At 57.6% G+C, this 19,013-nt stretch carries 14 protein-coding genes; 5 read left to right on the top strand and 9 right to left on the bottom strand.

Going from position 1 to position 19,013, the window contains the following annotated elements:
• Positions 1-132 precede the first annotated feature (132 nt).
• From LH19_RS21955 to LH19_RS21935, 5 genes are all read left to right on the top strand, one after another.
• Positions 133-1,599: an O-antigen ligase family protein gene (locus tag LH19_RS21955; RefSeq protein ID WP_054731846.1), complete on the top strand. Its 1,467-nt coding sequence runs from the start codon at positions 133-135 to the stop codon at positions 1,597-1,599.
• A gap of 37 nt (positions 1,600-1,636) precedes the next feature.
• On the top strand, positions 1,637-2,374 hold the full coding sequence (locus tag LH19_RS21950) for a polysaccharide biosynthesis/export family protein (RefSeq protein ID WP_082396036.1): 738 nt from the start codon (positions 1,637-1,639) through the stop codon (positions 2,372-2,374).
• A gap of 16 nt (positions 2,375-2,390) precedes the next feature.
• Complete coding sequence (locus LH19_RS21945; protein WP_054731845.1) at positions 2,391-4,571, top strand: GumC family protein; 2,181 nt, start codon at positions 2,391-2,393, stop codon at positions 4,569-4,571.
• A 40-nt stretch (positions 4,572-4,611) separates the two neighbouring features.
• Positions 4,612-5,826 carry a hypothetical protein gene (locus tag LH19_RS21940; protein ID WP_054731844.1) on the top strand — a complete coding sequence of 405 codons (1,215 nt, stop codon included), beginning with the start codon at positions 4,612-4,614 and terminating at the stop codon, positions 5,824-5,826.
• Between the two features lie 168 nt (positions 5,827-5,994).
• A complete protein-coding gene (locus tag LH19_RS21935; protein WP_054731843.1) occupies positions 5,995-7,194 on the top strand; it encodes an O-antigen ligase family protein in 1,200 nt (399 codons plus the stop codon).
• A 221-nt stretch (positions 7,195-7,415) separates the two neighbouring features.
• Here the strand turns inward: LH19_RS21935 and LH19_RS21930 are convergent, their stop codons facing one another.
• The 9 genes from LH19_RS21930 to LH19_RS21880 all read right to left on the bottom strand — a co-directional run bounded on the left by LH19_RS21930 (position 7,416) and on the right by LH19_RS21880 (position 18,845).
• The gene (locus LH19_RS21930) at positions 7,416-8,693 is read right to left on the bottom strand and encodes a lipopolysaccharide biosynthesis protein (protein ID WP_145923566.1); all 1,278 of its coding nucleotides are present in this window, start codon (positions 8,691-8,693) and stop codon (positions 7,416-7,418) included.
• 2 nt (positions 8,694-8,695) lie between these two features.
• Positions 8,696-9,496 carry a glycosyltransferase family 2 protein gene (locus tag LH19_RS21925; RefSeq protein ID WP_054731841.1) on the bottom strand — a complete coding sequence of 267 codons (801 nt, stop codon included), beginning with the start codon at positions 9,494-9,496 and terminating at the stop codon, positions 8,696-8,698.
• Positions 9,493-10,659 carry a glycosyltransferase gene (locus LH19_RS21920; RefSeq protein WP_054731840.1) on the bottom strand — a complete coding sequence of 389 codons (1,167 nt, stop codon included), beginning with the start codon at positions 10,657-10,659 and terminating at the stop codon, positions 9,493-9,495. The genes LH19_RS21925 and LH19_RS21920 overlap by 4 nt, the downstream gene beginning before the upstream one ends.
• A gap of 135 nt (positions 10,660-10,794) precedes the next feature.
• Positions 10,795-12,084, bottom strand: a complete 1,290-nt coding sequence (tviB, locus tag LH19_RS21915) for a Vi polysaccharide biosynthesis UDP-N-acetylglucosamine C-6 dehydrogenase TviB (RefSeq protein WP_234715999.1) — start codon at positions 12,082-12,084, stop codon at positions 10,795-10,797.
• Between the two features lie 5 nt (positions 12,085-12,089).
• Positions 12,090-13,136, bottom strand: a complete 1,047-nt coding sequence (locus LH19_RS21910) for an NAD-dependent epimerase/dehydratase family protein (RefSeq protein ID WP_054731839.1) — start codon at positions 13,134-13,136, stop codon at positions 12,090-12,092.
• Between the two features lie 417 nt (positions 13,137-13,553).
• The gene (locus tag LH19_RS21900) at positions 13,554-14,696 is read right to left on the bottom strand and encodes a glycosyltransferase family 4 protein (protein WP_145923565.1); all 1,143 of its coding nucleotides are present in this window, start codon (positions 14,694-14,696) and stop codon (positions 13,554-13,556) included.
• A gap of 25 nt (positions 14,697-14,721) precedes the next feature.
• Complete coding sequence (locus tag LH19_RS28195) at positions 14,722-15,951, bottom strand: sugar transferase (RefSeq protein ID WP_082396034.1); 1,230 nt, start codon at positions 15,949-15,951, stop codon at positions 14,722-14,724.
• Between the two features lie 204 nt (positions 15,952-16,155).
• A protein-coding gene (locus LH19_RS28190; RefSeq protein WP_145923346.1) for an IS5 family transposase occupies positions 16,156-16,928 on the bottom strand; the annotation gives its coding sequence in 2 pieces (ribosomal slippage) (positions 16,156-16,610 and positions 16,610-16,928; 774 coding nt in all).
• Positions 16,929-16,991: 63 nt separating this feature from the next.
• A complete protein-coding gene (locus LH19_RS21880) occupies positions 16,992-18,845 on the bottom strand; it encodes a polysaccharide biosynthesis protein (protein ID WP_082396031.1) in 1,854 nt (617 codons plus the stop codon).
• Positions 18,846-19,013 lie beyond the last annotated feature (168 nt).

The following is a 19,013-nucleotide window of genomic DNA, read 5'->3' as shown; positions in this document are numbered from 1 at the left end:
GGCGCCGCTGCCCATGAGAGCGATCGCGCGACCTTGCAGGGACGGTCGCATGAAGCCGTCGGTCCGGTTGGGTGCGGCCTTTTTTGCGGATCGAACAGCGGTCGATAGCCGGTCGCCACAGGGCTTTTTGGGATGTTGGAAAAGATGAAGAAGCGGAACGGCCGCCGAAATTTGGCGCAAGCGAGCCGGTACAGCCTGAAATCGGCATTGCCGCTTATATTTTTCCTGTGTTTTGTCTTTCTACTGGGAGGCGCAAGTCGAAGCGACATAGCGTCGGTTCCCTTGCTGAGAGGCGGCAGTCTTCTTTTTGCTTTCTGGGCCGCGACCCAAATGCGCAAAGAGGATTGGGTGCGGATCGCCGTGCCGCTTGGATTGCTCGTGGCGGCGAGTGTCTGGATGGCACTGCAACTGGTTCCGCTGCCTCCGGAAGCATGGCAGGCGTTGCCTGGCCGCGAAATTGTTGCCGATACGGGGCGCCTGCTTGGAGAGGATGATCTCTGGCGGCCGCTTTCGTTGGCGCCATCGCAGACCCTGAACAGCCTGTTGGCAATGACGGTGCCCTTTGCAACGCTCTTGCTCGCGGCAAGGGTGCGCGTAGAAGATATTTCCTACATTCTCTTCGCATTTGTGGGAATAGCATGCGTTAGTGCTCTGCTGGGCTTCGTTCAACTCCTGTCGGACGGAGCGAGCGGCGCCTATCTGTACCGGATCACCAACGCCGATGCCATGGTGGGGCTGTTTGCCAATCGAAATCATCACGCCATCTTCATGGCTTGCGCCCTGATGATCGCGGGAACATTGTTGCGCGACGAATTTCTCGCCCGCCGTCAGCGCGGCGCGACAAAATTCGCTCTCCTGATCGCCGCGGTCATGTTCGCCTCTTTGACAATTTTCATCGGCTCCCGGGCGGGGCTCATCGGTGGGATCTGCGTAATCCTGATCGTCTATTTGACGTTGGCCTTTACGCTGCGAGGAACTCGAGTGGAGGTTTCGCCGACAGAAAAGAAGCGCTTCGGGGGCTGGGCGCAACTGGCCATTCTCGCCCTACCTGCGCTTCTTTTGTTCCTGACGCTCAACGCCGCCTTGTGGGCGGATCGCACGACAGCGCTCAGCCGGCTGGCCGATCAGGATATGGCGGCTGACCTGCGAGTTCGCGCTTGGCCGACGGTTTCCAGCATGCTTGAGACCTTTTGGATTTGGGGAAGCGGATTTGGATCCTTCCCGGATGTTTACAAGATTTTCGAGCCAGACAACTTGCTGGCCCCCGGCTATTTCAATCATGCACATAATGACTGGGTGGAGGTTCTACTGACCGGCGGCTTGCCGTTTGCGCTCATCCTGTTGCTGACGTTACTTTGGCTGGTGCGGCAGGTCGTAGGCCAGGGCATACGGACTCTCCTGTCTGGCCGTCGGGGCGATTACCGGCTGATGGCGCTGGTCGTCATATTTCTTCTGGCCGGTTCCAGCGTCGTGGATTATCCGCTCCGTGTCCCCTCGATGCAGGCGATGGCGATCGCCTTAGTTTTGCTGGTATTTTGCCCGAGTTCTCGGGCGTTTCGGCGACATTTGAGCTTGAAGCCCAATGGGGACTCTCTATAGCCGGCCTCATCGCCGTCATTCGGAATCGAAGGTCTTCATGTATCTACGTCGCGTTCTTCTCTCTTCGGCGCTCGCCCTGCTTGCAGGGTGTGCGGGAGACCCGCCGCCGGTAGGCAGTGCCCCCAATAGTCCGGTGACAGCCCTGGAGGCGCTGCCTCGCCCAGAGGCCGGCGATGTGGTCCGGTCGACCCGGCTGGCGTTTGTCGGGCCGTTCAGCGAACTGCGCGTGGAAGTTTTCGGTGTTCCCGACATGCAGCGCGACGTCATGACCGACGGCGAAGGTAATTTCTCATTCCCTCTCGTCGGTACGGTGGCGGCAGCGGGCAAGACGCTCAACGATGTTTCAGAAGACATACGTGCCAGACTGGCAGGGCGCTATATTCGGGATCCGCAGGTCACGGTGAACTTTAAATCCTCGACCAATCCGCTTGCCGTCCAGTCCTTGGCGGTGACGGTCGATGGGCAGGTAAACCGGGCGGGCGCCTATCCCGTCGTTGGGCGTGTTACGCTTATGCGCGCTGTCGCATTGGCTGGCGGCGTCAATGAATTCGCCAAGCTTGAGGATGTCGTGGTTTTTCGCAATGTCGGCGCGAAGCAATATGTCGGCATCTATAATCTGCAGGCAATCCGGCGGGGGAATTATTCCGACCCCGAAATCTTTCCGAATGATGTCGTTATTGTAGGCGATTCGCCTGCGCGTCGCCAATTCAAGGACATTCTTCAGGTGGTTCCTGCATTCCTTTCGCCGCTTATCCTCCTAGTTCGCGAGCTTTGATAAGGGCCCCGCTCACATGAAACAGAATGAAGCCAGCGAAGCTCTGGCATGGGAAGCCGATCTTGCCGGTCAACGCAAGATTGGCGCGAAGGACTTTCAGGAGACCGGAGCGCTGATCTTCGCCCGGATCTGGGCGGCCGTCTGGAGTCGCCGGACCTTGGCGCTGGGCATCATTATGAGTGCCTTGCTACTTGGCCTTGTTGCGACTTTTCTTGCGACGCCGCAATATTCGTCAGAGACGCGGATCGAAATCCTGCCCGACGCGCCCGTCGCAACATCGGTCGAGGGGCAGCGCGAGAAGGCGTTGCTTAACGAACTTTCATTCTACAACACGCAATATTCATTGCTGAAGTCTGAATCCTTGGCCGAGCGCGTCGCGCGTGCAGGCAATTTGGCTGCCGACAAGGATTTTCTCGAAGCGTATAAGCTGGAAGGCGCCGACGCTTCGCTTGGCAGCGGCGAAAGGCAAAAGCTCAGTAAATCGATTGCTGCCATTCTTTTGAAAAATGTGAATGTGACGCCGGTTCGTAATTCGAGCCTCGTCGATGTCAGCTTTTCCACGCCTTCTGCCAAGCTGTCGGCGAAGTTGGCGAATCTGTGGGCGCAACAATTTTTGCAGGCGACCATAGACCGACGTTTCTCTGCGACTTCCGATGCAAGAAGATATCTCGAGCAACGTCTTGAAGCCCTGCGGCAAGGTCTGGAAGCCTCGGAAAGGGCACTGATAAATTACGGGACCAGCAAGGGTATTGTGACGATCGCTGCCCAGACCGACGCCAATGGTCGAACACAAGCCCGGACGCTGGTCGGCGCAGACATCGAAGCAATCAGTTCGGCGCTTTCAAAGGCTAAGGAATTGCGCGTTGCGGCCCAAGCCGAATTGGCGAACACGATGACGGGTAGCGCGGCGATCAATGCTCCTTCGATCGCGAACCTTCGCCAGAAGCGAGCGGAGCTCGAAGCCGAGCTCGCTCAGCAGCGGACGATCTTTGCGGAAGACTATCCTCGTATTGTCTCGCTTCGAACGCAACTCGCCAGTCTCGATCGAAGCATCGTGGCCGAAACAGCACGTTCGACGCAAAGCAATCGTGAAGCGTTCAATGCGGCTAGCCGCCGGGAAGATGAATTGCGCGCCGAACTGGAAAAGCTGACAGGCCAATATAATCAGCAGCAGCGCGAATCGATCGAAATGGCAATCCTTCAGCGAGAAGTTGATTCGAACCGGCAATTGTACGAAGGGCTGCTGCAGCGGTACAAGGAAATCGGCGTTTCGGGCGTCGGGACGAACAATATCTCGATCGTTGATCGCGCGATGGTTTCCAGCAGCCCGTCCAGCCCGATTCTTCTGCTAAACCTCGCTCTCGCCCTGTTCATCGGGCTCATGGCCGCCGCTGCGACGATTTTTGTCCTCGAAAAGATCGATAGCTCGGTCCGGGATCCGCAGGAAGTTGCGGACCGGTTCGGCTTGCCGCTCCTTGGCGCTATTCCGGAATCTTCCCAGCCGGTCGCGGAAGCGATTAGCGACAAAAAGTCGGCCATTTACGAGGCTTATTTCTCTGCGATGACCAATCTGGGTTTCCTGACCACCCACGGGGCACCGCGGACGCTCATGTTGACGTCGTCGCAACCTCGCGAGGGGAAGAGCAACTCTTCGCTCAGCTTGGCGACCGTGCTCGCGGCCACCGGAAAAAGCGTGATCCTCATCGATGCCGATATCCGGAACCCGTCGCAGGACCATTATTTGAGCCTTCCCAACCAGTTGGGACTCACTCATTATTTGGCCGGTGATGACAATCTCGATGCCATGATCGTCGAGCTTCCGGACAAGGGTTTTTCGGTGATCACGGCAGGAAAGGTGCCGCCCAATGCGGCCGAGTTGCTTGGCAGCGAACGGCTGGACCAACTTGTCGAACTTCTTTCGGCTCGCTTTGATCATGTGCTGATCGATACGGCTCCGCTGCTCGGTTTGGCTGACGCGCCGATCGTTGCGCGCTGCGTCGAAGGTGTCTTGTTCGTCATCGAGGCCAATTCGACGAAGGGCCGCGCTATCTCGCTGGCGCTCAGCCGGTTGCGGATGTCGGGAGCCAAGCTGTTCGGTGCGGTGGTAACGAAGGTGGGGCTACGGAACCAGGCTTATGGCTATGGCTATGGCTATGGCTATGGCTACGGTTACGGCGCGACGTCGGAAGCAAAATGATCGTTGAATACTGCGCATTTTCTGCATCGGAAATACGGTCGTGACCCTTTTCAAAGGCATGGGCTGGCTTGTCGCGGTCGTTGCTGCGATCGGGGTGGCGCTATGGAGCAGAACAATTGGCGAGCAGTATCGAAATCCGGCCGCGAGCTTGGCGTTCGGTCTTCCGGCTTATAGTGCGGCCGGAGCCACGCTCGCTTACTCGACCTTTGCGCAGCGGTTGCAAAAGGACCCGCGTGCTCAACTCAGCAGGCAGGAACTTCTGTTGGCAGAGGACGCTTATCGGAATGATCCGTTATCGGTGACCGCCGTAGGCCTCCTTGCTTTGGGGCGTCACAGCAAGGATTTGTCAGAGCAGGAAGCGATCTTCGAGCAGGCCGGGCTGCTCAGCCGCCGCAGTAATCTTGTCAGCCAATATCTAATCAAGGCGGCTGCCAAGCGCCAAGACGACGCGAAATTCTTTAGGTGGCTGACGCGAGCGGCCGTTACCGACACGCGCGCGCGGGCAGTCTATATCGGTGCCATGGTCGATGCAACGAGCCGTGACGATGCCGTTCGCACGTTGATCCCGGTGCTTGGTCCCGACCCGGACTGGGCACCTTACTATTGGCGCACGATCCTCGACAAACCTGCGAGCATAGCTAATGCTGGTCGGATTCGCATGGCGATCATGGGCGCGCCCTGGAAGCAATTTCGCATCAAGCAGACCGACAGCAAACTCGTGCGCCGCCTGGTGGAGAATGAAGAATTCAATCTGGCCCGCGAGCTGGCTGTAAGGCTGGGTCAGCCCGGACTGACTCGAGAGGTCGGGAGGCTTCCGCTGGTCAACGCCAATTTTGCTCGCCAGCCACTGCTGCCGCCGTTCGATTGGCAACTTGCTGCATCGGGTAATTTGGGATCGTCCATCGATACCGCAAATCGAACGCTTACAATCTCTGCCTTGGGAGGCGCGAACGGAGTGGCCGCACGCCAACTTGTCCGTCTTTCGCCCGGGAAATATGTCGCGCGATGGGCAATGTCGGCCAATACGGAAGCGGCGGCGTCACCTTTGACCATCGATATCAACTGCGCCGAGAGAGCCGATTTGGGACCAAAGCCTTCTCCGTCGGAAATGAAGTCGGGAAGACAAATCGCCGAAATGGTAATCGGACAGAGTTCGTGCCGCTGGTATTGGTTTTCCCTCCTGATTGCGGTGCCTGACGACGTCGGAGGGATTGATTACACACTCCACAACCTGGTTCTGGAGAGGGTCCCGTGACCGCCGTAATGTTTCCCTGTCTGGTCGGGGCAGATAAACTTGGATAAACGGAATCGGTGCAGGCCGTCGCAGGTCGAGTTACGGATATCGATCCCTGCGATGCCGCAACATCATTCATGCAGAAGCGTGGCCGCATTCTGCTGGAATTACGGTAAAGAGCGATAAGCGATGCTGCCTCCGTCCGCCGTCATGTTTCTCCTCCCTTTGGATTTCATGAGGATTGTCTGGATTGTCACGCCTTTTGATGTCGTGGCAGCGGCTTATCTGCTGCCGCGCCTGATCAGCGGACAAGTGTTAATCCGACCCTTTGCGATCGCAGTCTTTTTGTTCGTAACTTTGTCGGTGATCGTCGCTGTCTCGGGGATCGCCAATGCTGTCGAAAACAATGAGAATTTCATTCTGATCGGCGGGCTCGCGCTGTCGATCCTAAAGGGCCTGGCGATCGTCGATGCAATGAGCAAGAAGAAGCTGTGGGGGAGTTCGTCCGCCTGCTGGGGTTTCTTGGCGCTGAATGTGATACAGACGGTCCTGTTCGTCACCGGCATTGGCTTCACGGGCTCCGACCGGTTCTCGGGGTTGTTCGATCAATCGAACGGCGCGGCTGTATTCCAGGCTTTCGCCTTTGCTTTTGCACTGTATAATTTCCACTATAGGAAAAATATCGTCCCGCTATTGGTGATAGTCAGCTCCATCCTTTTTATATTCGTATCGGGATCCCGCGGGTCGCTTGTCTCTGTCGTATTGATTTTCTTTATGTATATTGCCTTTATCTCGATCGCGTCGGTGAAGCGGTTTTCCGTCGTGGCGATTCTGGGGCTAACAGCCTCGGTCGCGCTTCTGGCGGTTGATACCGAAGTATTGGCCAAGTTTCTGGCCACGATGACGGCGTCCGAGAGTGGCGGCGTAGCTCGCATAGGCGGGTTTCTTAGTTCTATCCTGTTGAGCGAGGGCGCAGGCTTTACCGGAGAATTCGAGAGTTCTCGCGGCTATCTCAACGATGCCGCGCTGGACTTCTTCATAGCCAACCCGAGTTTCTTCGGCGTCGGGCCGTCGGTGTCGCTGGATGTGCTCGACCTTGGCGTGAGGCCCCACAACATACTGTTCTCCTCGCTGATCGAGCTGGGCTTTGTGGGCTTTCTGTTCTTCGCAATATCGCTCATCACCGCCTTCTTTGGCCTTTTTGTACCTGCCCTGCGCAACTCATTCAGAATTCTGCCCTTTTTGCTTTATTGTGCGCTTATTGCGGCGGCGTTCAAAACACCGTTCTATTTTCTGCTGGGCCTGCCTTGGGCTGTCCTGATTTTGGGATATAGCGGTGTGATGCGCAGCGATCAGCGAGATTTCGCCCCGGCCGCGACTAACGCATAGGTGGGGCATTGCGCGTCCCGAATATCTGAAGGAACGGTGCGCCGCAGCTAATGTTTTTGGCGCCTGCCGGAGGTGGCTCGCCTTCTCGTCGAGGTGGTGACTCTTATCGCTGCGCGGCGGCGCCTTGTCGCGCCGGTAGTCGGAACGATCGCGATAGGTTCGTCCGTGGTGACCGCAATCCAAGGGGCCGCATTTGACGAGTTCGAAAGCCCGGCGCCGGACTATGAATTTTTGGTCCCGTCGCTGGGCCGGCTCTTGCCCGTGTCGCTCGGGTTGCGCCAACCCAATGATCGCCTCGAAACCATGAGTATCTGCTTTTTCTTCAGATAGAGCACCGTCAGCCAGATCGCCACCAGATAGCCGCTGGCATAGCCCAGCGCCCCCCAATAAGGCAATTCGGCTCGATAGGCGATTGCGGTTAATATGAGCGCAGGCGGCGCTCCGATAATATAGCCGATTGCCAGTGCAGCGGGCATGTTCGCCCGCATCGCAAATGGATCGACGGTCAACTTTTTGAGCCGGTTCAAAACGACCGCCATCGAGACGATGGCAAATGTAATCTCGTCAAACAAATCATTGTTCAGAAAGGGCAAGACGCCGGAGCGTTGCGCAATCAGGATGGCGATGAAGGCGAGGATGCTCAAGCCGAACGAAGTATAGGCACCCTTTTTCAGCGTCTTTCCGAACTGGCCGCTTTCTCCCGCGGCGAGTTGATGAAAGGCCAGCGGGACGAAAACAAAGCTGGCGGCATTAATCAGGAAGCCCACCGTGCGTTGTGCCAGGTCAACACAGAAGGAAAAAACGCCCAACAAATGAGGCGTGCCAAATAGAAGAACGATATAACGCGTACCAAGGTAAAGAAGCTGCTCGGCCATGTTGCTTACGATGTAGCCGCCACCGATCTTCAAGGAATCGTGAAGGCTGGAAATCCTGAACATACGCAACTTCGGGACCCCGATCAGGAAAAGGCAAATCAGTGCCGCAATTCCATAGCTGGCGGAATAGCTGTTCAAGGCAATGATGTGGGATGCCTTCTGACCGACGAAGGCAAAAACCAACCCCAAATACAGAATGGATTGAAGAAGGGACACTATCCCATATGTCCATATCTTCAGCCTCGCACGCAACAGCTCGATCAGGACGCTATATAGTCCGAAAGATATGGCGGCGAAGATGTGGGCCGTGCCGATCAGCCCGAACATCGTCAGGATCAGTCCGATCAAAACGGCCGCCAATGCAAGGAGGAGCGCCAAGCCGATATAGGAGGCCTCATATTCCTCCTTGCGCCCGGCCGCAGTTTCCTTGGCAAATTGCGATACCGCGGAAAATTGCAACGGACCGAATAGCAGAATGGAAACGAAGCTGGTTACCGAAACCGCCAGAGAGAAAAAGCCATAGCCCACCGTCGACAGCAGGTTACCTAACAGAAAAAGGACAAATATGTTTATAAGGCCGGGGGCAGCTCTTAAGAATATTGCTTCTATCTGGGACTTTATCATGTCTATTTTCTATTTAAAAATGAAGCAATAATATAAGAAAAATATAGTGTTACACATCTCACGAAGTGGGTTTTGCTCCTGTATCTCTTCTTAAAATATCCTTGAATGTGAACTTTTTGCAATTCCGCCATCGGGGACGCGTTTTTTATCTTCAGGGAGGCAATGTTTTCCGACATCCCGCCGGGTAAGTAATGTTTGCGGCCTACACTGATGTTTCGGGCAACGACATCCTTTGTCAGTGCCAGCCGGGACCACAGATAGGAGGTGGGAATGCGCCGATGAGGCGTATTGGACGGATAGGCGACAGCGCGCAAGTCGCCGGTCAAAACGACCTCTTTCTTGTCGCCGCGTACGTCATGGTCGCAGCGCAAGGAAAGAAAATTATTCCTGCCGTCGGGGAAGGCGGTGCCGACCCGGTTTCCGTCCTCGTCGTCTAGATGGTAGATATAGCCGGTAGCAGTCGGCGGAAGAGGCGAGGCGCAATCATCGAGAATATTTTGCAAGCCGGCAGCGTATAACCAGTCATCATCGTCGAACGGCATGATGAACTTGCCGGTAGCCGCTTCCATTGCGATCATCAGTGATCGGGCGCGTCCGGCGTTTTCCGAATAGGTGACACGCAGCCGTGGATCGTCCGACTGACGCAGCGTTTCAAAGCTGCCGTCAGTTGACCCGTCGACATGGACGCAAATTTCGAACGGCCCCGGCGTCCGAAGCATTTCCGCAACGAGACGCGCGATCTTGTCGCGGCGATTGAATGTGGGAATGCAGATGCTGAGCAGGGGCGACATATCGCGGATCATCCATGACCGTTGGGGGGCGGGGACGCGTTCTTCGACACCGGGCGACGATATTCGGGCCGGGTGGATTTTAGAAGGGCAGCGAAATAGGCTTGTGGACCGCGTTCGGCCAAAAACGCATCGATCGTCTGGTCACGTGGGTATCCGTCCAGCATTGGGAGAAGTATCGCGGTCAGGGAAGCGGGTTGATGATCATCGGACAGGCGCAGGCCCGGGATGGTGACCAATTCGGCTGTGCAGGGGGTGGAAATTACCGACCGGATGCCCGACGCCAGCATCTCGAGCGCGACGTTGGGAAAACCTTCGATCTCGGACGTGATCAAGCCGACGTCAGCCTGTGCCATTAACGCCGTCGGGTTGTCGCAATAGCCCGTGAGGGTGATATGGTCGTTCAAACCCGATTTCGCGATTTCTTCTTCGACCGCGAACCGCTCGGGCCCGTCGCCCACCATGATCAGATGCACGTCGCTGCGCCCGCCGGCGCGGAGACAGGCAATCAACTTCACGGCAAGAAGCGGGTTCTTCACCCGGGCAAAGCGCCCGCACCATATCAGCCTTGTTGCCCGCTCGCCGATATTCCGAGGCAGGGCAGGAAGGGGAGCGTCGCGGCCCGCGCGTGCGCGTTCGAGATCGACGGGGTTGGGAATGACGGTGGTCAGATGATCGAGTTTGCCGGCCAGATTGCGTGATAGCGAATCTCGCATCGTTTCAGTCTGGCAAATGATCGAGTCCTGTGCGCCATACAACCAATAGAGACGACGGATAAGCCCGTCCCACCTGCCAAAGCGACGATCGAATATAGTCGTCGATTCGCGGGCGACCAGCAGGTCGGTACGAAACCATTTCAACTGCCGCAGCAAGCTGGACAAGGCATTGACGTGGAGAAGGGAACTGAAAACCAGTCGATAGGAGGTGCCGCGGAGAAAAAGGGACAGCGCCGCCAGGCTCCGAAGGCGCCCTGCCGCCATACGGTAATGCAGCACGATCCCTTCCGCCTGTTCCAGATCGTCGAGGCTGCCGCTGCGAGCACCGCCGAGAATGAGGCAATGGACTTGTCCGACCTGTCCCGACCTCGCTGCCTCGACGGCCATGAGCCGCGTCAGACGCTCCGCTCCGCCCATCTCGTCGGTGAGGAATATGAACAGCGCCCGCGCTGGAGTGGTCATTCGCAGCGTCCAGCCGCAGTCACTGCGGAACAGGAGCGCCTTATGCCATGCCTAATGTATTGCGTGCCGCTCTTCACGCGCTGGTCCGGAGCGCTTCGATAGAAAGAGGTAGCGGCCGTGTCGGCGCAGATTTTCTCAAAGACGTGCATCGGCCTCGTGCCGACCCAGGGCATATTTCAGGTCATAGACGATGCAATTATCCTTACCCAGCGAACGCAGGTCATCCAATTTGACCGACTTGTAGTCCGAATGGGCGACGGCGACGATCATGCCGTCGTAAGATGCCGGCTTCGGCGTATCGATTGGCCGGATGCCATATTCTTCAAATGCCTCATCCGGATCGACCAGCGGATCGAAGACGTCGACGTTGATGCCGAATTCGGTCAATTCGCGGACCAAATCGACCACTTTGCTGTTTCGAAGGTCGGGGCAATTTTCCTTGAAGGACAAGCCGAGAACCAGCACGCGGGCGCCTTCGATCTGGATCCGACGCTTCAACATAACCTTTACCATCTGGCTCGCGACATAAGACGGCATATTGTCGTTGAGCCGGCGTCCGGCCAGAATGATTTCCGGATGATAGCCGATCATGGCGGCCTTGTGCGTCAGATAATAGGGGTCGACGCCGATGCAATGCCCACCAACCAGGCCGGGCCGGAAGGGAAGGAAATTCCACTTGCTGCCAGCAGCTTCCAACACGGCCTGTGTATCGATCCCCATCTTGTTGAAGATGATCGCAAGTTCGTTGATCAGCGCGATGTTAAGGTCGCGCTGCGTGTTCTCAATCACTTTTGCGGCTTCGGCGACGCGAATATTTTCAGCAAGATAGGTGCCCGCGGTGATGATGCTCGCATATAGCGCATCGACCCGCTCGGCGGTATCTGCCGTTGAGCCCGACGTGATCTTGCGGATGGTCGGCAGGCGATGTTCCTTGTCGCCCGGATTGATCCGTTCAGGGGAATAGCCGACGGTGAAATCGCGATTGAAGACCAGCCCCGACCGTCGTTCCAGGATCGGCACGCAATCCTCTTCCGTGCAGCCCGGATAGACAGTCGATTCATAAATGACGATGTCGCCCGCCTTCAGGACCGCGCCGACCGTTTCCGACGCCGAGATCAAGGGACGAAGATCGGGCCGCTTGTGTTGATCGATCGGGGTAGGGACGGTGACGATGAAGATGTTGCAGTCGCGCAGATCGTCCGAGTTGTTGGACAAGGTCAGCAACTTTGCCGCTTCGAGTTCCTCGCGGTCGGTTTCCAGCGTGTCGTCACGCCCGTCGCGCAACGCCGCAATGCGGCTGCGATTGATATCAAAGCCCGTAACCGGGAACTTCTTCCCGAACTCCACCGCCAGTGGTAGCCCGACATATCCCAGCCCGATAACGGCAATTTTCACGTTGACCATCCAATCCGATGTCGCAGCCATGTGTGTCACTTTCGATAATAATCGCGGAACCAAGCGACAAATCTCGCAATTCCATCTCTGAAATCGGTTTGCGGGCGATACCCCGTCAAACGCTGCAGCAGCGATGCGTCGGCCCATGTCGCCGGGACATCGCCCATTTGCATCGGCATGTAATTGCGGATCGCCTCGATCCCCAGTTCGGCCTCGATGGCATCGACGAAATCCAGCAGCCGCACCTTGTCGGAATTGCCGATGTTGACAACCCGGAAGGGCGCGACTGGCGAAAGGCTGTCGCCTTCCTCGATGTCATCGGCGCTGGCCGGGCGAACCGGGACGGCATCGATCAGGAGGCGAATGGCACGCACCAGATCATCGACATAGGTAAAGTCGCGGTACATGTCGCCATTGTTGTAAATGTCGATCGGGCGGCCATCCAGCATCGCGTCGACGAATTTATAGAGCGCCAGATCGGGCCGGCCCCATGGTCCGTAGACGGTGAAGAAACGAAACATGGTGATCGGCAGATCCCAGAGATGGGCATAGGAATGCCCCATGCTCTCATTCGCCTTCTTGGTGGCGGCGTAGATCGTAAGCTGAGTGTCCGCCTTTTCCGTCTCGGTAAAAGGCATCTCCTCATTCGCGCCATATACCGACGACGTCGACGCCATCAGTAGATGCTCCACCTTGAGCGTGCGGGCGATCTCAAGGACATTGAGCGTGCCGACGACATTGCTGTCGATATAAGCGCGCGGATTTTCAAGGCTATAGCGGACACCCGCCTGCGCCGCGAGATGGACGATGACGTCGGGCGAGAATTCCTCGGCAACGCGCGACAGGGTTTCTTCGTCTTCAAGCTGCGCTTCGGTAGCGGTGAAGCGAGGATTCTGGAGCAGCGTCTGATGGCGTCGGCGTTTCAGGTTGACGTCATAATAATCGCTCAATCCATCATAGCCATGAACTTCAAAGCCTTCGGCCAGCAGAAGCGATGCCAAGTGAAATCCGATAAAGCCTGCAGTGCCCGTGACGAGCACGCGCCTGTTCGTAGGCCTAGGGCTGACTTGCTCCGTGGTCATATGTGAATCCATTGCTGAAGCGGGAGATTGTGTGTCGCCGCCCGGCGGGCGGTCAGTGTCATGCTGCGCGAGATATCGGATCGGATTATTCGGTTGATATACCTTTCTCAGAATCGCGAGGCGGCCAATAGCGCAACTCGGTGGCCATTGGAAACATTAGTGAAGGTGAAACGGGGTTTTGTGGACTGGATCGCGCCGGACGATACGGGCGGGGTGGTCCCATTCCGACTCATTTGCGCGGAGACCGTCCGACAGAATGCGCGCAAGTCGATCGTCCCTGCCAATTGCGTCGTACAGCCAAATCTTATAGACCCGGCCACCGTCAATATGCCGCATGAATATCTCGTTTTTTATTGGCCGGGAAAGGATTTTCTAAGCTAGAATGCCTGATCGCCTGCTGGGGGTTGCGCGAGGCCTTCAGTAAGCCTTGATGCGTTCTTGGTAGATTTCCAGGTGACGGCGCGTTACTCTGTCGAGGTCGAAATTATTCTCTGCGTGCGCGCGCGCTGCGATGCCCATGCTTATGCACAATGCGCGATCGCGGATCAATTGGTCGATCGCATCAGCAAGCGCATCGCTGTTTTTCGCTGGGCAGAGCAGACCAGTCACGTCTTCGATTATGGCGTCGCGGCAGCCGGGAACATCGCTCGTTACGGATGCACGGCCTGCGGCAGCGGCATCGATCAATGTCTTTGGGAATCCCTCGCGATACGAAGGTAGGGCCACGACGTGCAGCGCGGCCAATGCCGAGGCAATGTCGGCGGTGTACGGTATCCATTCGACGACGCCTTCCGCAACCCACGCGTCGAGCTCGATCGGTTTGACCGACGTGGGATTGGTCCTGTCGGGATCGCCGATTAACAGGAAGCGCGCATCGCGGCCTCGGCGATGCAAGATGCGCGCTGCTTCGATGTACTCATAAACGCCCTTGTCGCGGAGCAGCCGTGCAGGCAGGCCAACAATTGTTGCGGCACCTGTGGGATGAGGTCGCATTGTAATTTTGCCAAGATCGACGCCCGAGCCGCCGATCCGGTAAACCGACACGCGATCGAGACCCGCGTATTCCACCATTCGCGCATCATCGCCATTCTGAAAAATGAAGCTGGCGTTGCGGCGGTTGAGGCCGAAATTCATGAACTTATTGATCGCGCGCCGCAATACCCCCTTCACCCCGCCACCGCTGCCCGTGTAGACATATCCAAGCCCCGACACTGCGCCGACGATGGGAACGTCGAGGAACTTTGATGCGATGCCGGCGTGAAGGATGCATTTGATCGCGATTGCATGGATCAGTGTCGGACGGATGCGACGGATGATGTAGAAGGCGCGGAGAAGAGATACCGCTTCGCCGAAGATGGAGGTTCCGCCGCGGTTGACCTGCCACTCGGCCCAGTCCGCGCCGTTCGCGCGGATTGTTTCGATGGCGGCGGGATGGTTTGGACAAGCAACAGTAACGCGATAGCCATGGGCCACCGCGCCGCTCACCAGATTCAGCCGGTGCGATACAAAAAACGGTGCATCGCCGACGAAAAAGAGGATGCTTTTGTCGCTGACCTGCATGGCGCGCCGCTGTCCTTTATGATTTTTACGCCGAAGCGACCCGGTCGCCGCCACCACGGCCGAATGCTGTCAGCAGGATGATCTTGAAATTGAGCAGCACCGATTGAAGTTTCATATAGACATGATCGGCTTCGGCTAGTTCGTGCGGGCGGCTCATGTCGATTTCGCGAATCTGGGCAAAGCCGGTGATGCCCGGCTTTATCCGGTAAACGCCCAATGCTTGTCGTGCGTTAACTAACTCTTCCTGTACCGGCAGGCAGGGACGCGGACCGACAAGCGTCATCTGGCCCAGCAGGAGGTTGATCGCCTGCGGTAGTTCATCGAGTTTGGTACCGCGCAGGAATTTGCCAATTTTCGTGACCGCGCTCACGCTGACTTCATGCGTGCCAGCGGCCGCGGTGCCGCTCTTCATGGTGCGGAATTTGTACAGCGTGAATGGCGCCTGTCCTCGCCCGACACGCGTTTGCGCAAAGATCGCGGGTCCTGGGCTGTCAAAACGGATCAGCGCCCACAGCACGGCGAATATAGGAAGCAATACCAAAAGAATGCCGACCGCGACGAGGAGATCGAGCATGCGGGTCACGGTACGATAGATCCACGACCGCGACTGATCGTCCGTCAGGATTGTCGGGACTGCAAGTTCCATTGCAGGGCCGCAGACATAATCGGCGAGGCTCTGCGCCGACGTCACTGGCTTAAGTGTCTTGAACAGTCCGAACAGCAGGCCGCCTAAGCTGCCCGCCCGGGCGAGGAAACTCAACTTCTCTCCGAAATACTGGCTATCATGGAAATAGCCGATATACACATTGTCGAGGCGATTCCCTATGACCCCGACCATACGCTTACGTGCCAAATCTTTGCTGACAGCATAGGGCGATATATTGTCGTCATCGAGTGATTGTACCGACGCTATATTGACCAAGCGCCGGCCCTCCATCCGGTTGAAATGCTCGCACACCCTCACTGAAAAATCGACATTGACGCGAGTGAAATCGTCGAGCGACCCCGTTTGGTTATTGTTCCGCACGGCAAGGTGGATCAGCGTGTCGCATTCCTGCTGATCGGCGAGGCCATCATAGTCGGTGGCATCGATGAGTTCGAAGCTGTCATAGAGCGTACGCAGAGCGGCAGCGTTGCGACCCACCGCCAAGATCCGGCTGCCGCGCTCCGCGAGAATGGGAAGCAAATGACGGCCAATGTTGCCCGACGCGCCAGTGATGATGAAATCGTAGCGATTAAGTGTTTCCGGGATCATGAAAGCTTTTCAAGCGTGCCGTGGGATGAATGGTTCGGATCGCGGTGGGGCAACCAGCCCATGGTGATGCTGTCAACGTATTTTCTGTATCTTACACCCATGTGTCAGCCGACATTCGCGTTCAGTCGCTCGACCCACGCTGCGTCGGGGATGAACTCGGGAACCAAGTGGCTGACGATCTGCACCGCGGCAGCGCTGTGGCCGCTAGGGCGTAGACTCATTAGCGGCGATCCATAGGCGTGTGCAGAAGAGCTTGATGGCAGCGAGGAAGTTATCGCTTCGTTTGTCGTATCTGGTGGCCAAGCCTCTGGCGTTTTTGAGTTTCCCGAAGAAACGCTCGACCAGATTACGGTAGCGATACAGGAAGCTGCTGAACGCGAAGCCTTTGCGACGATTGCGCTTGGCTGGGATGTTGGCGAAGCCACCCTGCGCGGTGATCTGACTGCGAATGGCATCGCTGTCATAAGCCTTATCGGCGAGAAAGGTGGTGGCGTTCGGCACGGCGGCCAGCAGCCTCTCGGCCTCACGGCAATCGCTCGCCTGGCCTTCGGACAGATGCAGTTGGATCGGCAGGCCGCGACCATCAACCAGGGCATGGATCTTGGTTGTCAAACCGCCCCGGGAACGTCCCATGCAGCGATTTGGGTCCCCCTTTTTAGGGTCGCACCGTGCTGGTGGACCCGGATGGAAGAACTGTCGATCATGACCAACTCGCCGTCGAAGGCTTGGCTCACCGCTTCGAGAAGGCGGTCCCACACACCGGCTTTGCGCCAGCGCACGAAACGGTTGTAGCAGGTGGTATGTGGGCCATAGCGCTCGGGAATATCAGCCCAAGGACTGCCCGTGCGAAAGCGCCACAATATCCCGTCGATGACCCGCCGGTCATCCACACGCGGAACCCCGCGAGGCTTGTTCGGCAACAACGGCTCGATCACCAGCCACTCATCATCGGTCAGTTCAAATCTACGACGCGTCATCCAAAGCTCCTTCCCGAAGCCTTGAATCAACCGCGCCCGCGCCGCGCAAGTCAGTTTATGAGTTTACGGCCTAGCACGGATCACCTGGTCGAGCTTCTGCAATTCGCGCTCTAAATCGTCCCAATGCCATAACCTTTCGCGGGCGCGCATGATGCGCGGATGCTTGGTCTTTTCAGGATTGTCGCCGATCAACAGCTCTTCATAGAGTTTCTCGCCGGGCCGAAGTCCCGTTTCGACGATCTGGATGTCACCATCGGGATTGTCGGCCGAGCGCACGCTCAGCCCCGACAGGTGGATCATGCTGGTCGCGAGGTCGAAAATCTTCACCGGCTGACCCATGTCCAGCACGAACACCTCGCCGCCCTTGGCCATGGCGCTCGCCTGCAAGACGAGTTGCGCGGCTTCCGGAATAGTCATGAAATAGCGCGTGATTTCCCTGTGCGTCAGCGTGACGGGGCCGCCGGCCTCGATCTGGGCCTTGAAGCGCGGGACGACCGAACCGCTCGATCCCAGCACATTGCCGAATCGGACCATGCTGAACACCGTCTTGACGTCGGGCCGCTCGGCACGGGCCTGCAGGATCAGTTCGCAGACGCGCTTCGAGGCACCCATGATGTTGGTCGGCCGCACCGCCTTGTCGGTGCTGATCAGGATGAAGTTGGCGACACCGACCGCCTCGGCCGCAGCCACGCTGTGCAACGTCCCCATGATATTGTTGCGCAGCCCCGAGATCGGGTTCGCCTCGACCAGCGGGACATGCTTGTAGGCGGCGGCGTGAAACACGGTTTCGGGCTTATGATAGTTGTAGATGCGGGACATCGACGAGCGTTCGGAGGCGTTTGCGAGTTCGAGCACGAGCGGTACGTCGATCGCCAGTTCGCGCATCAGTTCGGTCAATTCCTGCTCGATCGCATACAGGGCATATTCGGATTGTTCGAGCAGCACGAGGCGCGCCGGCCGGCACCGCAGGATCTGGCGGCATAGCTCGCTGCCGATCGAGCCCCCGGCACCCGACACGAGAACGATCTTTCCGGCCGTCGTGCGGCTCATGAGCAACTGGTTCGCTGCGACGGTTTCTCGGCCGAGAAGCTCCTCGATCTGGATTTCGCGCAAATCATTGACCGTCACCGACCCCTCGATGACGCCGGTCAGATTGGGCAGCGAGCGGACATAGACCTCTTCATTCTTCAGCGTGTCGATGATCTCGCGGCGGCGTGCGCGCGAAGCGCTGGGGATGGCGAGCAGCACCTCGTCGATATCGGTATCTTCGAGCAGTTCTTTCAGACGGTTGGCGCCAAATACCGGCACGCCGTCGAGGCGCTGGCCGTCGAGCCGCAGGTCGTCGTCGACGAAGCCGACGAGATGGACCTGCGATTCATGGCGAAGCGAAAGCGCCAATTGCTGTCCGGCGCGGCCCGCTCCGTAAACGAGCACGCGGCGGGCATTGACCGACACAACCTTGAACAGGTCGAGAAGCACGAAACGTATGGCGATGCGGCTGGCACCCAGCAGAAGCAGGAAAATGATCGGGTGCAGCATCGAGAGCGTGCGCGGCACGAAGGGAAGGCGGAAGACGACGCAGACGATGAACAGCGGCACCGCCAGCGCCGCGCAGGCGATCGCCAGGTCGGTGATCGTTCGCGCGCCGGAAAAACGGATCAGCGAGCGGTAGACGCCTGTTTTCCAGGCAATGGGATACCAGAACAGCAATGCGATCGCTGCGAAGGACAGGATCGGTTGGGAAAACAGCTCCCAGACGCCGAGCCGGAGCGAAAAGGCGATCCATACTGCCGCGATGCAAAGCGATCCGTCGATGGCGACGGCGGCCATCTGGCGCTGGATACGCGGCCGGTCGACAACGAAGGCCAGCATCTTCGCGCGCCAGTCGCGCCACCGATCGTCTTTTGCCGAAATCATCTATCGCCAACCGCTTTCTATGGATCCCTGCCGGAAGGCGCGAGATAGAGTACAGCAGATTGCAGGCATATTTCCCTGCGGCGACCCTGCGTTAAATCGAGACAAGTTCACGACGAACAATGCCCGTGCCATAAACGGCACGGTAACATAACTCAATAAGGGTAAACC

The organism is Sphingopyxis macrogoltabida (assembly GCF_001314325.1).
GTDB classification, from domain to species: Bacteria; Pseudomonadota; Alphaproteobacteria; order Sphingomonadales; family Sphingomonadaceae; genus Sphingopyxis; species Sphingopyxis macrogoltabida.
The sequence above is the reverse complement of the archived record's forward strand: the minus strand, read 5'-3'. Positions and strand labels throughout refer to the sequence as shown.